At 67.4% G+C, this 13,533-nt stretch carries 11 protein-coding genes; 9 read left to right on the forward strand and 2 right to left on the reverse strand.

Translation table 11 applies throughout. The features are described from left to right. Positions 1 to 174: 174 nt before the first annotated feature. Entirely contained in the window at positions 175 to 2,853 is a 2,679-nt protein-coding gene (locus I5E68_RS04660) for a TonB-dependent receptor domain-containing protein (RefSeq protein WP_197161226.1), read from the reverse strand. Between the two features lie 98 nt (positions 2,854 to 2,951). Continuing rightward, positions 2,952 to 4,562 (reverse strand): beta-helix domain-containing protein, encoded by a 1,611-nt coding sequence (locus I5E68_RS04665; RefSeq protein ID WP_197161230.1) that lies wholly within the window; start codon positions 4,560 to 4,562, stop codon positions 2,952 to 2,954. 338 nt (positions 4,563 to 4,900) lie between these two features. Here I5E68_RS04665 and I5E68_RS04670 point away from each other — a divergent pair, with 338 nt between their 5' ends. The 9 genes from I5E68_RS04670 to I5E68_RS04710 all read left to right on the forward strand — a co-directional run bounded on the left by I5E68_RS04670 (position 4,901) and on the right by I5E68_RS04710 (position 13,507). Continuing rightward, positions 4,901 to 5,263: a hypothetical protein gene (locus tag I5E68_RS04670; RefSeq protein ID WP_197161233.1), complete on the forward strand. Its 363-nt coding sequence runs from the start codon at positions 4,901 to 4,903 to the stop codon at positions 5,261 to 5,263. A 367-nt stretch (positions 5,264 to 5,630) separates the two neighbouring features. After that, positions 5,631 to 5,990 (forward strand): TrbC/VirB2 family type IV secretion system protein, encoded by a 360-nt coding sequence (locus tag I5E68_RS04675; protein WP_197164553.1) that lies wholly within the window; start codon positions 5,631 to 5,633, stop codon positions 5,988 to 5,990. A 1-nt stretch (position 5,991) separates the two neighbouring features. Then, positions 5,992 to 6,273, forward strand: coding sequence for a VirB3 family type IV secretion system protein (locus I5E68_RS04680; protein ID WP_197161236.1), 282 nt, complete (start codon positions 5,992 to 5,994; stop codon positions 6,271 to 6,273). Positions 6,274 to 6,298: 25 nt separating this feature from the next. After that, a complete protein-coding gene (locus tag I5E68_RS04685; RefSeq protein WP_197161239.1) occupies positions 6,299 to 8,731 on the forward strand; it encodes a VirB4 family type IV secretion/conjugal transfer ATPase in 2,433 nt (810 codons plus the stop codon). A 5-nt stretch (positions 8,732 to 8,736) separates the two neighbouring features. Then, positions 8,737 to 9,960 carry a TrbL/VirB6 family protein gene (locus tag I5E68_RS04690; RefSeq protein WP_197161242.1) on the forward strand — a complete coding sequence of 408 codons (1,224 nt, stop codon included), beginning with the start codon at positions 8,737 to 8,739 and terminating at the stop codon, positions 9,958 to 9,960. Beyond that, a complete protein-coding gene (locus I5E68_RS04695; protein WP_197161244.1) occupies positions 9,957 to 10,802 on the forward strand; it encodes a TrbG/VirB9 family P-type conjugative transfer protein in 846 nt (281 codons plus the stop codon). The genes I5E68_RS04690 and I5E68_RS04695 overlap by 4 nt, the downstream gene beginning before the upstream one ends. A 3-nt stretch (positions 10,803 to 10,805) precedes the next feature. Further along, entirely contained in the window at positions 10,806 to 11,894 is a 1,089-nt protein-coding gene (locus I5E68_RS04700) for a TrbI/VirB10 family protein (protein ID WP_197161246.1), read from the forward strand. A gap of 21 nt (positions 11,895 to 11,915) precedes the next feature. Continuing rightward, a complete protein-coding gene (locus I5E68_RS04705) occupies positions 11,916 to 12,974 on the forward strand; it encodes an ATPase, T2SS/T4P/T4SS family (protein WP_197161248.1) in 1,059 nt (352 codons plus the stop codon). Between the two features lie 155 nt (positions 12,975 to 13,129). Further along, entirely contained in the window at positions 13,130 to 13,507 is a 378-nt protein-coding gene (locus I5E68_RS04710; RefSeq protein ID WP_228726827.1) for a hypothetical protein, read from the forward strand. Positions 13,508 to 13,533: the final 26 nt, after the last annotated feature.

The following is a 13,533-nucleotide window of genomic DNA, read 5'->3' on the forward strand; positions in this document are numbered from 1 at the left end:
CTTGCGCGCGCTGGCAAGCGGGCAAGGCGCATTTCTTCCGCTTGGCGGGTACTCGTGCGGGGGGGGCGTGCGACGAAAAAAAAGGGGCCCGGGCGCAGGTTATGCGACCGGGCCCCAAGGTGCCGTCGTCACCGCGCCGCCCCGAAAGGGCAGCGCGGCGCCGTAGTGAAACGATCAGAAGTTGACCGAGGCCGAGAGCGAGAACACGCGGCCAAGGTCATAGGTGTTGACCTGAATCCGGCCCGCCTCGAAGTCCTGGTACTCGAGGTGCTTGCGCCCGGTGATGTTGCGCGCCTCGAACTTCACCTCGACCTCTGCTCCGCCGAGGTCGATGCCCTGGCGGGCGACGAAATCGAGCGTGAAACCGGGGTTCTCGAAGATGTCGGGCTGGCCCGACTGGACGAGACCGCGGCTGGTCGCGCGCTTCGAGGCGTAGTTGAGCAGGAACGTCTGCTGCGAGAGCCCGCCGTCCTGCTCGAGGCCGAACTGGACGTTGGCGATGTGCTCGCTCTGCCCGGTCAGCGGGGCGCCGTCGCGGAAGTAGTCGAGCGCGTTACTCGACGAGGACCCGTAGACGCGGGTGGTATCGCCCTCGGCGACCTTCAGCTCGGACTTGGTGTAGGTGTAGTTCGCCGCAAGCAGCACGCGGCGGTCGGCGAAGGCGTCGAAGTACTTCTGCACCTCGACCTCGGCGCCGTAGAGATTGGCCTTGGGCGCGTTGGCGTACGTGGTGATGAAGTCGGTGCCCGGGCGCACGAGGAAGGTCTCGATGGGGTTGTCGAGACGCTTGAAGAAGCCGCCGATGGACAACTTCTCGTCACGGCTCATGTACCATTCGAAGCGTGCCTCGGCGTTGTAGAGCTCGCTGTCGTCGAGGTAGGGGTTGCCGCGGTACGAACGGTTGCTCTCCGGATCGAAGTAGGTCTGGTAGAGCAGCTCGCGGAACTGCGGGCGCGCGATCGTCTTCGAGGCATTGAGGCGCACCTGCATGCCCGGCTCGATCTCGTAGGTGAGGGTGAGCGCGGGGAGGAAGTATTCGTGCGTCAGGTTGGTGTCGGGGATCGTCGTGCCGGTCGAGGCGACGGGGACCACGCCCGCGAACTGGTCGGCGTATTCCCAGCGCACGCCCAGGTCCACCGAGAGCGCGTCGGTCAGCTGGCCGACGAGCTTGGTGTAGAAGGCGTGGTTGTTGAGCGAGGCGTCGAAGATCGCGCCGGCATAGTCGATCTCGTTGGTCAGCAGCGTGTAGTTGACGTTGTCGTCGGTCGCCTGGTCGATGTAGAACATGCCGGGCTGGAACAGGACGTCGGGACGCAGCAGCCCGAAGGCCGAGATCAGCGCGTTGTCGCCGGTGGCGCGGATCTGGAAGGCGCGGCGCGAGGTGCGCCGGTCGTTGAGCTGGTAGGAGTAGCCCACCGAGCCGGTCCAGCCGGGCGAGAAGCTGTGCGATAGGTCGGCGCCCGCGGCCCAGACGTCTTCGCTCAGGTTCGAGAACTTGACTTGCGCATCGCCCTCGTTGCCGCCGTCGAGACGGTTGATGAACTGGTCGCCATAGGTGCCGCTGCCGCGACGCACGTACTGCAGCGAGATCTCGTAGGGCGCCTTGCGCTTCGAGTTCGCATAGCTGCCGCGCAGGTCGAGCTGGGTGTCGGGATCGAGGTGGAACTCGCCCACGAACTGGGTCTCGAACAGCTGCCGCTCGTACCAGCCGGTATCCTGGTACATGTAGTCGATCTCGTCGTTGGCATTGCGGTTGCCCAGCGAGAGACCGGCGCGCTTGATCGTGTCGTGGATGTAGACGTTGGTCAGGCGGACCTGGTTCTCGCCCCATTCGAGACCGATGCCAAGCAGCGCATTGGCGACGATGTGGTTGTCGGTGACGACGTTCTGGAAGCGCTGCTCGTAGGTCTCGGGATCGTTGCCGGCGACGCGCGTCGTGGCGATGTCCTTGGTCTGCCACTTGTTCGAGTAGCCGGCCGTGCCGATCACGCCGAGGTAGGCGCCGCCCAGGTCGAACGAAGTGCCCGCCGAGATGTTGCCCGAGAAGTTGGCGGGGGCATTGTCGGACTTCTGCACCACCGCGTTGCGCCCGGTGATGAGCGTCGAGCCGATGGCGCGCGCGAGGTCGCTGGACCCGTCGGCGAGCAGCGTGCCCGAATTGACGTAGCCGGCCAGCTCGGTCGACATGTCGCGGTTGCCGTTGTCGTAGCCCGTCCAGTCGGTCTTCGAGCCGTAGTAGCTGTAGGCGAGCCGGTTGGTGGTCTCGGTATCCCACGAGGCTCCGCCGCCGATCTTGACGAAGGTCTCGGTCGGGATGGCCTTGGTGGTGAGGTTGATCACGCCGCCGCCGAATTCACCCGGGAAGTTGACCGAGTAGCTCTTCTGGACGAGCGAGGAGGCGACGATCGAGGTCGGGAACAGGTCGAGCGGAACCACGCGCTTGAGCGGTTCGGGGCTCGGCAGGGGGAGGCCGTTGAGCAGTGCAAGCGAATAGCGATCGCCCAGGCCGCGCACGTAGACGTAGCCATTGCCCACGACCGAGAGGCCGGTGACGCGGCCGAGCGCGCCGGCGATGTCGCCTTCGCCGGTCCGCGCAATCTGCTCGGTCGAGAGGACCGAGACGACCTGCGGGGCGGCCTGCTGGATGTTGCGGATGCGGCGGCCGGTAACGACGATGTCGCCGCCCGGGATCGAGACCTCGGGCAGGTCCTCGCCTGCATCGTCCTCGGCCTGCTGGGCCTGGTCAAGCGAAGCGTCGGCATCCGGGCCGGTGCTGTCCTGCGCCCATGCCAGGTTCGGCACGGCAAGCGCGGAGGTAAGCAGCAGGAGCGATGCAAGCCGGGGCTTGTTCATGGATTGTCCCCCTGGAACGAATTTGATGTGCGGTTTTCAAGCGACAAGGGGGGCGGTCGTGACGGACCGCCCCCCCGGTTGGATCAAGGGCGGGTAGCTCAGGTGACCGGCAGCGCGGTGCACAGCGAGCCCGAGCCGAAGTCGGCCGTGGCGTTGTCGCAGGTCCAGCCGCGGAACCAGGTGTCCGAGGCATCCTTGACCGCGCCGATGTAGTCGACCTGGTCGAGGAAGCTCGAGAGCGAGGCCATGTCGGCGTAGGCGACCACGCCTGCCTCGTTGGTGCCGTTCACGAAGGTGCTCGAGAGCGTCGAGGTGAAGGTGGCGTTGTTGTTCGAACCGGCGTTGAAAGCACTCTGGACCTGGGCGGTGGTGTACGCGCCCGAGCCGATGAAGGCCCCGTCGGTGGCCGAGCAGGTCATGACCGTCGAGTAGGCGGTGATGGTTGCCGGGGTGGTGCCGGTGCCGTGCAGGCGCAGACACTCGTTGTTGGGCACGTTGATCACGCCGTTGACCCAGGTGATGTCCGAGTTGCCGCGGATGAGCACGGCAGCCTGGTCCGAGTTCGAATTCTGGTTGGGCTGGACGCCGGTGAAGTTGGCGAAGATCGTCTTCTGGCGCGGGAAGTGCGTCTCGAAGCCGTTCGAGTCGATCTCCATCAGGGCATCGCCGTCGGCATCGCGCTGGAGCAGCAGCATGTACTGGAACACGCCTTGGAAGCCGGTGTCGGTGTCGACGCTGTCGTCGTCGGCGTTGACCGCGATGTAGTGCTTGAAGTTGACCGCACCGCCGAAGAACTCGGAGCCGTCGTCCGAGCTGTTGACGCTCTGGAAGTGGTCGAGGGTGGTGCCGGTGCCGAGACCTTCGCCGGTCAGCGCCTGGAGCTCGGAGTCCGAACCCAGGACGTAGCCCGAGTAGCGGATCTGGAAGTAGCGCATGGTGCCGGCGTTGTAGGTGTTGTCGTTGCCGCCGAAGACAGCCGGGTTGGCCGAACCTTCGGTGTCACGCTCGCAGGTGCTGTTGCCGGTGGGCGAGGTCGCGGGCGCGCCGCCGGCGGTGCAGTCGGTGACCTTGCCGCGGCCCATCAGCACTACGCCGCCCCACTGGCCCTGCGCGGTGTCGTCGTTCTGGCCACGCACGTTCTCGTAGCTGGTGAAGATGATCGGCTGGGTGGCCGTGCCCACCGCGTTGATCTTGTTGCCGCGGTTGACCGCAAGCCATGCCGGCTCGGCACCGTTCTGGCCGTAGATGATCACGCCCGGCTCGATCGTCAGGGTGACGTTGGTGTCGGCGGTGAGCGAGCGGTTGTTGCAGCTCAGCGTGGTGGTGGCGAAGGGCGATGCAGCGGTCGGGGCCGAGAAGCCGCCGTCGCAGCCGACGTCGACGCGGCCGGCGATGCGGTAGAGGACGCCGTCTTCCTTGGGCAGGGTGGTGCTGGCCTCGATCAGCGAGGGCAGGGTGCACACGCGCCAGGTGCCTTCGGCGCCCGAGATGGTGCCGTCGTTCGAGAGCTGGGTGCCGCCGCTGATCGCGGGGCAGTCCGCAGCCGCTTCGACCAGGCCCGAAGTCGGGGTCGGGGTGGGAGTCGGCGTCGGGTTGGTGATGTCGACATCGATGCTTCCCGCGCCCGGCGAGGAGATGTCGTCCGCACCGCAGCCTGCGAGTGCCAGTGCGCTGCAGCCAAGCAGCAGCATGCCAGAGATGTTCTTCACGTCTTGTCCCCCGTTGATCAGGATCTGCGCGGCGGCGAGTCCACCTTGCGTTGACGCGGCGTCTACGGATCGGGGGTGACAATTTGTTGGCGGTACAATGACAGAAATATTCAGTTTCATGACGATGGTGTGACCGCTGCCCGACAGTCACTGGCCGCGCCGCGCCGACTCCCGGAAATCTGCGCGATTCATGCCAAGATTGCAGTTTTATGACACTTGCGTCATTTTCTTTGAGAAACCTCGGGTGTGGGTCACGATCACCTCAACAACGCGGAACAAGACAGCGCGCTGCGGCCATTTCCGGACCTCGGCTGCGCCCCGCAAGGGAGACAAAGATTATGTCGATCAGTGCACTCGCCGCCGCGGTCCTGCTGGGCCAGTCCTCGTTCTCGCTCGTCATCGACGTGCCGCCGCCCGAAAGCACCGACGTCGCCTATCCCGAGATCGCTCGCGGCGAGAACGAGCAGGCGATGGCCAAGCTCTACGAGACGCGCCTTGCCCGTGGCGAGGATCCGGCCGTGCTGATCAATCTGGGCACCGTCTACAAGCGCCTGGGCCACGTCGCCCATGCGCAGGAAGCCTGGAAAGCTGCGCTGCACAGCTCCGATCGCTATCAGCTCGAGCTGGCCGACGGCAGCTGGATGGATTCGCGCGACATCGCCCGTCTCGCCTTGCGCGGCGAGCAGATCGCCCTGCGCTGAACAGGTCCGGGCAGGCGTAACGCCGGACCTTCAGCTTCTGGATGCCGTCATCGCGTTGCCCGTACCGGCCCAGCCTGTCTGATATGAAGGCATCGCGCGCGTGCATGTGTACGCGCGCGAGCTCTGTCAGGCGTGATTTCGAGCAGTCGGCGAGCCTTGCGCCATCGCCCGCACCTTCTTCTGCCGGGCCCTTTCGGGTCGCACCGCGTGAAGCTTTATAATATACGGGGCTCAGCGCAGGCGAAGGTCGGGTGACTGCGATGCAGGTCAGCCAGGACGAAACACCGCGCGGCGACTGGCCGTAATCGCCGCGTTTTCGTCACACAGTTGTCATCCGGCTGGAGCACTGCGCCCCCATATGGAGGGCATGGTGATTCGTAATATTTTTCGTAATTCCGCTCAAGACAACGGAATTTCCAAGTTTTTCGCGGCCGTCTCGATGGTCCTGACGGGTCTGCTCGCGCCGATTTCGGCGCAGGCGCAAACGGTAACCCAGCAGGACCCCGCCGGTTCCGGCCCGATCGTCAACGCGCTGACCTGGCTGCAGGGCACGCTGCTCGGCAACGTCGCCACCGCAGTCGCGGTCATGGCGGTCGCCGCCGTCGGTTTCATGATGCTGACCGGTCGCCTCAACTGGCGCTTCGGCGCCACCGTGATCATCGGCGTGTTCATCCTCTTCGGTGCGGGCGCGATCGTCTCGGGCATCCAGTCGGCGGCCGTGGGCTGACATGGCGCTGGCGCGTTTCCCCGTCTACAGGGCGCTGACCCGGCCGCAGATGTTCGCGGGCGTGACGTACAGCTTCATGATCATCAACGGCGGGGTGACGACCGAGATCTTCCTCATCACCAAGAGCTTCTGGACGATCCCGGCGGCGCTCGCGATCCACGGCATCGGCTATCTCGCCTGCCTGCGCGAGCCGCGGGTCTTCGACCTGTGGGTGAAGAAGGTCAGCAAGTGCCCGCGCATTCCCAACTGGAAGCGCTGGGGCTGCAACAGCTACGCGCCCTGAGCGGGCGGCGAGGACAAGACAGTTTATGGCCAAGGGCTTCAAATCGGTGCTGAAGGGCTGGGGCGGCAAGGAAGTGCTTGCCGGAGACCGGCTGCCCTATCGCGCGCTCGTCGACGAGAACATCGTGCTGCTGCGCGATGGCTCGGTGGCGCTCTCGCTGATGGTGCCCGGCTTCGCCTTCGAGACCGCCGACAGCGACGAGCTCAACGCGCATGTCGCGACGCGCGAGGTGCTGCTGCGCTCGGTGCTCGACGCGCGCTTCGTGCTCTACCACCACGTCATCCGCCGCCGCGTCGAGATCGAGCTCGACGGCCAGTTCGAGGACCCGCTCTCGGGCCACATCGACGCGCGCTGGCGTTCGCGCACCAGTTCGGGCGCGCTCTTCGTCAACGACCAGTTCGTGACCCTCGTGCGCCGTCCCGCGCGCGGCAAGGCGGGCTGGGCCGACAAGCTCTCGCGCATGCTGCGCCCCAAAGGCGCCGACGGGGCCGAGGTCGATCCCGCCGACGTGCGCGCGCTGCGCGCCGCGGCGACCTCCATGGTCGCCTCGCTGGGCGCCTATGGCGCAAGGCTCCTGGGCGAATACGAGGGCCAGTCGGGCCGCTGCTCGGAAATCCTCGAACTCCTGAGCGCGCTCTACAACGGCGAGATGCGCCCGGTGCGCCGTCCCGAGGAGGGCGTCGAGCTCGGCCAGATGCTGCCCTATCGCCGCGTCAGCTTCGGGCTCGATGCGCTCGAGCTGCGCGGGGCGAGCGGCAAGGCCAGTTTCGGCTCGATCGTCAGCCTGAAGGACTATCCCGATTCGACCGGCCCGGGCCTGACCGACGCGCTGCTGCGCCTGCCCGCCGAGCTGGTCCTGACCGAGACTTATGCGCCGTGCGATCGCCAGATCGCGCGCGAGCGCATCGACCTTGCCATCCGCCGCCTGCGCTCGGCCGACGAGGAAGCCGTCGCCGAACGTAGCGAGATGGCATCGGCGCGCGATTCGCTGGGTACCGGCGCGGTGGCCTTCGGCGATCACCACCTCTCGGTGCTGGTGCGCTCGGGCACGCTCGAGGGGCTCGACGACGTCACCGCCGCCTGTGCCGCAGCGCTTGCCGATGCAGGCGCGGTCGCGGTGCGCGAGGACGTCAATCTCGAGCCCGCGTTCTGGGGCCAGCTGCCGGGCAACGAGGAATTCCTCGTGCGCCGTTCGCTGATTTCCAGCGCCAACATGGCCTGCTTCGGTTCGCTCCACGGCTTCTCGATGGGGCAGGCCTCGGGCAATCACTGGGGCGATGCGGTCACGCTGCTCGCGACGACCAGCGCGACGCCGTTCTTCTTCAACTTCCACCAGGGCGATCTCGGCAACTTCACCGTGATCGGGCCCTCGGGTTCGGGCAAGACGGTGGTGATGAACTTCCTCGCCGCACAGGCGCAGAAGTTCGCGCCGCGCACGATCCTGTTCGACAAGGACCGCGGCGCCGAGGTGTTCCTGCGCGGCATCGGCGGCAGCTACAGCCGCATCGCCGCGGGCCATCCGACCGGCTTCAACCCGCTCGCGCTGCCCGATACCGCGGGCAATCGCGCCTTCCTGCGCGACTGGCTGGGCGTGCTGCTCGCCGCGCAAGGCCCCGAGGAAATGGCGACGATCGCCAATGCGGTCGATGCCGCCTACCACAACGACGCCTCGCTGCGCCGCCTCTCGCACTTTCGCGAACTGCTCGCCGGTGCCCAGCGCCCGCAGCCCGGCGATCTCGCCTCGCGTCTCGATGCCTGGATCGATCATGGCGAACACGCCTGGCTGTTCGACAACGAGAAGGACGGGCTCGACCTCGGCCAGCGCGTACTCGGCTTCGACATGACCGCGCTGCTCGAGAGCCCGCGCCTGCGCACGCCGGTGATGATGTACCTGTTCCACCGCATCGAGGAACGCCTCGACGGCGAGCCGACCATGATCCTCATCGACGAGGGCTGGAAGGCGCTGGACGACGAGGTCTTCGCCGCGCGCATCCGCGACTGGCTCAAGACGCTGCGCAAGCGCAACGCGCTCGTCGGCTTCGCCACCCAGTCGGCGCGCGACGCGCTCGACAGCAAGATCGCCACCGCACTGGTCGAGCAGACCGCGACCATGGTGTTCATGCCCAATTCGCGCGCGCGGCCCGAGGACTACTGCGAGGGCTTCGGCCTGTCGCAACACGAACTCGACGTGATCCGCACGCTGCCCGCGCACTCGCGCTGCTTCCTGATCCGCCAGTCCGACGCCTCGGTGGTGGTGCGCCTCGATCTCTCGGGCATGCCCGAGGTGCTCACCGTGCTGTCCGGGCGCGAGAGCACGGTGCGCCGTCTTGATACCCTGCGCGAACGCTTCGGCGACGCGCCGCAGGCCTGGTACCCCGCGCTCACCGGGCAGGCCTGGCCCGGTGATGGAGTGGCGGCCGGCACGGGCGAGGCTCTGTGGACCGAGGCGGCCGAGTAATCGCGATGGCCAGTCCCACCTGCCAGCGCCTGACCGAACTTGCCTCCGAGGGCGTCGCCCCGGCGCTGCGCGCGGTCGACTGCGTCTCGAACGAGATGGCGGCGTCGGCCTTCGGGCGCCTGTTCGCTCCGGGCGGCGGGCTGCTGACGGCGCTGACCGTGCTGCTCACGCTCTATGTCGCCTTCTTCGCCTTTTCGCTGATCACCGGGCGTTCGACGCTGGGCATCTCGGCGCTGACCCCGCGCATGCTGACGCTGGGGCTGGTGCTGACTTTCGCCACCAGCTGGATGGCCTACCAGGGCTTCCTGTGGTCGCTCGTGCTGGGCGGGCCGGACTGGATCGCCGGGCTGATCATGGGCTCGAAGGGCTCGGCGACCGAGATGTTCGCCGACCGCATCGACATCGTCTTTGGCGTCGTCACCCAGATCGGCGAGGGCGGGGCTGCAGGTAACGGGGCGCAGGATGCCGCTGCCGGGGCCGCCAGCGTGATGTCGCCCGAGGGCGTGATGTGGATGGGCGCGCTGCTGCTGCTGCTCGGCACCGTCGGCGTGCTGCTCACCGCGCGCATCGCGCTCGCCATCCTGCTCGCGCTTGGCCCGATCTTCGTGATCTTCGCGCTGTTCGAGGGCACCCGCGGGCTCACCGCAGGCTGGCTGCGCGGCCTCGTGCTGACCGCCGTCACCCCGCTCTTCGTGGTGCTGGGCGGCGCGATCACGCTCGAACTCATGGTCCCGATCGTCTCGGGCCTCGTCCAGTCGGCCCAGCTGGGCGAACTCGACGGGCGCGGGGCGATGGCGTTCTTCGTCGTTGCCGCGGTCCACGTCGCGCTGATGGCGATGGTGTTCAAGGTTGCGGGCACGATGGTCGGCGGCTGGCAGGTCTTCGGGCTCGCCCGTGATCGCGAGCGTAGTTCGGCCAGCCATGCGCCGCAGGCGCCTGCGCCCGCAGCGGCGATCTCGCCGCAGGCGGTCGCCGCCGCATCCGAGAGCGCGCGCCTGCGCTCGGTCGCCGTCGCAAGCTCCGCCGGAATGGGCACGCCTTCGGGGCCCGGCGGCAGTGGTTCGACGGGTGCCTCGGGCGATCGCCGCACGGTAGTGACACAAGTCTCGGGAGGGGGGATCGAGCCGATGCGCTCGGGCCAGGATCCGCGCACGCGCGGCATCGGCTCCCGCTTCCGCAGCGCATCGAACGATGCCGGCAGGCTGCCGGCCAAGGAGAAGACACGATGACCCGCGTCACGACGCGTTCGCGCCTTGGCGCCGCCGCGCTCGCCCTTCCGGCGGCGCTGCTGCTCATGGCCCAGGCCCCCGCGCTGGCCGACGACCGGCTGGTCCACCACGCCTATCAGGACGACGAGGTCGTGCGCATCGACGGGCGCACCGGCGTGCAGGCGACGATCGCCTTCGGCAAGAACGAGGCGATCGAGAACGTTGCCATCGGCGATTCCGCCGCCTGGCAGATCACCCCGAACAAGCGCGCCGACCTGCTCTTCGTCAAGCCGCTCGAGAGCACCGCGCGCACCAACATGACGGTCGTGACCAACCGCCATACCTACTTTTTTGACCTCGTCGCCTCGCCGCGCTCGCGCCCGCTCTATATGCTGCGCTTCACTTACCCAGACGAGGCCGAGGATACAGCGCCGCTCGCCGCGCCCGACAGCGAGGCCGCGCTGGCCGCGCTCAGCCCGGCCGAACGCGCGCTCGCCGAGGGCGATCCGCTGGCGATGCCCGCCGATCCCGCCGAGCTCAACTTCGCTTGGACCCGCACCGGTTCCTCAAAGCTGATGCCGTCCAAGGTCTACGACGACGGCGTCTCGACCTACCTCACCTGGCCCGCGCTGAGCCCGGTGCCCGCGATCCTGATCGAGAACGACAAGGGCGACGAGGGCCCGGTCAACTACGCGGTGCGCGGGGCGACGATCGTCATCTCGGACGTACCCGACAAGATCATCCTGCGCTCGGGCAAGGCGACCGCCGAACTGGTCAACACCGTTCCGGTCGACAAGCGGCCGCTCCCGCAAAGCGCGATGGCCGCGGGCAAAGGCACTCCGGTTGCCGTGAAGGGGAACTGACCCATGGTTAAAGAGACCTCCTCCACCCGCCGCTTCGCCCCCGCCGACGACACCGATCCGCGCGACGGCGAGGAAGGCGGCCAGGTCATCGACCTCGCCACGCGCAACGTGCTCCCGCAGGTCGCGCAGCGGCGCAAGGGCGATGGCCTGGGCATCGCTGCGGGCATCGTCATCGTCGGCGCGCTCGGCGGGCTGACCTTCTGGTCGATGAACTCCACCCAGCGCGAGACGCAGCAGGCCATCGAGGCGGGCGAGGTCCAGCCCGAGACCGAGGTCCCGGTCCCCGCGACGCCCGCGCAGCCGCAGCCATCGGCCCAGCCGGTGCCGGTGCCGCCCCCGGTTCCGGGCCCCGCGCCGGTCATGGCCAACGACCCCAATGCGCAGGCTGCGCAGCAGGGCAATCCCAACGCCACCCCCACCGTCGTGTTCGACGCAGGCGGTGCCGTTGCGGTCGCACCCTCGGGCGCGCCGGGCGAGATGAAGGCCAGCGGCAACGCCAACGACGACTTCGCTGCGCGCATCGCGGGCACCAACTCGACCGCCAGCGCGGCGCGTTCGTTCGACCCGGCGACCACGGTCACGCAGGGCACGCTGATCCCCGCGGTGCTCGAGACCGCGATCGACACCGACGTTCCGGGCTACGTGCGCGCGATTATCTCGACCGACGTGCGCAGCTTCGACGGCAAGAAGGTGCTGATCCCGCGCTCCTCGCGCCTGATCGGGCAGTACAAGAGCGGCCTCACCGCGGGTCAGAAGCGTGCCTACGTGATCTGGACCCGCGTGATCCGGCCCGACGGCGTCTCGGTCGACATCGGCTCGCCCGCCATCGCCTTCGGCGGCGAGACCGGCCTTGCCGGCAAGGTCAACACCCACTTCTTCGAGCGCTTCGGCTCGGCGATGCTGCTCTCGGTCATCGGCGGGCTCAGCTCGGTGGTAGGCAGCGGCGCCAGCGTCGTGGTCGGCGGCGGCCAGTCGGCGGCCTCGGCGGCAATCCAGTCGACCGGCCAGATCGGCCCAACGATCCGCGTGCGCCAGGGCGAGCCGATTCGCGTGTTCACCGCCAAGGATCTCGACTTCGGCGCGGTGCAGTGATCGCGAGGCAGGCAGCAGACCATGGCGGACGTAGTTTCCATGAAGAACGCAGCGACGGGGCACCAGCCACAGGCGCAGATCGCCGTGGCTGAAGCGGGCAGCGAGCCGCCCATGGCGCGCAGCGTCTATCTCGACGCCTACCTAGCGCCCTTGCGCCCCTGGCTCGACCGCGAGACGGTGACCGAGATCCTCGTCAACCGCCCCGGCGAGATCTGGGTCGAGGACGCGGCCTTCTCGGGCATGCAGCACATCGCGCTGCCCGAGATGGATAACCGCCTGCTCCAGCGCCTTGCCGAGCAGGTCGCGCGCATCAGCCACCAGGGTATCAACCGCGAGCACCCGCTGCTCTCGGCGACGCTGCCCGCATATGCCGGGCAGTCGGGCGCGCGTATCCAGCTCGTCGGCCCGCCCGCGACCCGCGCCAACTGGGCGATGGCGATCCGACGCCACCGCCTGCTCGAACTCCCGCTCGATGCCTACGACCGGGGGCCCATCGCGCTGCCCGACGAGCCGCCGATGCCCGATCCCATGGCCGAGCCGATCGCTTTCCTGCGCGATGCGATCCGTCGCCGCCGCACGATCCTGATCTCGGGCGGTACCTCGACCGGCAAGACCACCTTCCTCAACGCGATGCTTTCCGAGATTCCTGCCGACGAGCGCGTGGTGCTCGTCGAGGATACCGCCGAGCTGCGCCTGCCCGGCGCCAACGGCGTTGGCCTGATCGCGGTCAAGGGCGAGCTGGGCGAGGCCAAGGTCTCGGCCAACGACCTGCTGCAGGCCGCGCTGCGCCTGCGCCCCGACCGCATCGTGCTGGGCGAGCTGCGCGGCACCGAGACGGTCTCGTTCCTGCGCGCGATCAATACCGGCCACCCCGGCTCGTTCTCGACCGTCCACGCCAACACCCCGCGCGGCGCGCTCGAGCAGATCGCGCTCATGTCGATGCAGTCGAACATCGGCCTGACCCGCGCCGAGACCCTCGAATACGCCGCCAGCGTGATCGACATCGTCGTCCAGCTAGACCGCCAGGGCGGCAAGCGCGGCATCAGCCAGATCGCCGAGAGCCGCACGCTGGTAGGGTGAGGGGCTTCGAGGAGCGTCGTGAAAGCGCCCTTGTCGGGCGCTCAAGAGCCGTTTCGCTCCGACTGGGAGCGGACTGACCGGAATCCCTCGCCAACGAGATCGGTGCTTAACTGAAATGGGTGGACTGCAGAATTGCTGTGACGCACTCTCGCACCATGATTGCCTGCATTGCTGAACTAGAACAGCGTCACCTCAAGGGTTGGGAACCCGTGTCAGAGGCGGATATTTGCCGCTGGACGAATGGGGCAGAAGGGGGCGTGGAGTTGCTATATGACAGCATCGGTGCGGAACTTGCACGCGGGTATCACGAGCGTAGATATTCTTTCGAATTCTGCGACGAGGTGGTCAACGACCTCAACGCACTGCTGATTGACATGCAATTCAGTGCCCCGCCCCACCCCTGGCCGAAGCTCTTCTTGCGGGTGTATGAAGCATTTGATGCCGGTGAATATCATCGCAAGCCCGATAGGAGCGATGATCCAGTTTCTGAATTCACTGACCCATATATCACTAAGATTGTGCGAAGCCTTTGAGTTCCTAGGGCAAGGCGTGCGCAGTT

Origin of the sequence: Novosphingobium aureum (assembly GCF_015865035.1) — a bacterium.
GTDB lineage: Bacteria > Pseudomonadota > Alphaproteobacteria > Sphingomonadales > Sphingomonadaceae > Novosphingobium > Novosphingobium aureum.

Excerpts from the sequence above, each read along its gene's own strand:
- I5E68_RS04680 (WP_197161236.1), top strand. The coding sequence starts at position 5,992 with ATGGCGCTGGCGCGTTTCCCCGTCTACAGGGCGCTGACCCGGCCGCAG.
- I5E68_RS04695 (WP_197161244.1), top strand. The coding sequence starts at position 9,957 with ATGACCCGCGTCACGACGCGTTCGCGCCTTGGCGCCGCCGCGCTCGCC.
- I5E68_RS04700 (WP_197161246.1), top strand. The coding sequence starts at position 10,806 with ATGGTTAAAGAGACCTCCTCCACCCGCCGCTTCGCCCCCGCCGACGAC.
- I5E68_RS04685 (WP_197161239.1), top strand. The coding sequence starts at position 6,299 with ATGGCCAAGGGCTTCAAATCGGTGCTGAAGGGCTGGGGCGGCAAGGAA.
- I5E68_RS04660 (WP_197161226.1), bottom strand. The coding sequence starts at position 2,853 with ATGAACAAGCCCCGGCTTGCATCGCTCCTGCTGCTTACCTCCGCGCTT.
- I5E68_RS04705 (WP_197161248.1), top strand. The coding sequence starts at position 11,916 with ATGGCGGACGTAGTTTCCATGAAGAACGCAGCGACGGGGCACCAGCCA.
- I5E68_RS04675 (WP_197164553.1), top strand. The coding sequence starts at position 5,631 with ATGGTGATTCGTAATATTTTTCGTAATTCCGCTCAAGACAACGGAATT.
- I5E68_RS04690 (WP_197161242.1), top strand. The coding sequence starts at position 8,737 with ATGGCCAGTCCCACCTGCCAGCGCCTGACCGAACTTGCCTCCGAGGGC.
- I5E68_RS04710 (WP_228726827.1), top strand. The coding sequence starts at position 13,130 with ATGATTGCCTGCATTGCTGAACTAGAACAGCGTCACCTCAAGGGTTGG.
- I5E68_RS04670 (WP_197161233.1), top strand. The coding sequence starts at position 4,901 with ATGTCGATCAGTGCACTCGCCGCCGCGGTCCTGCTGGGCCAGTCCTCG.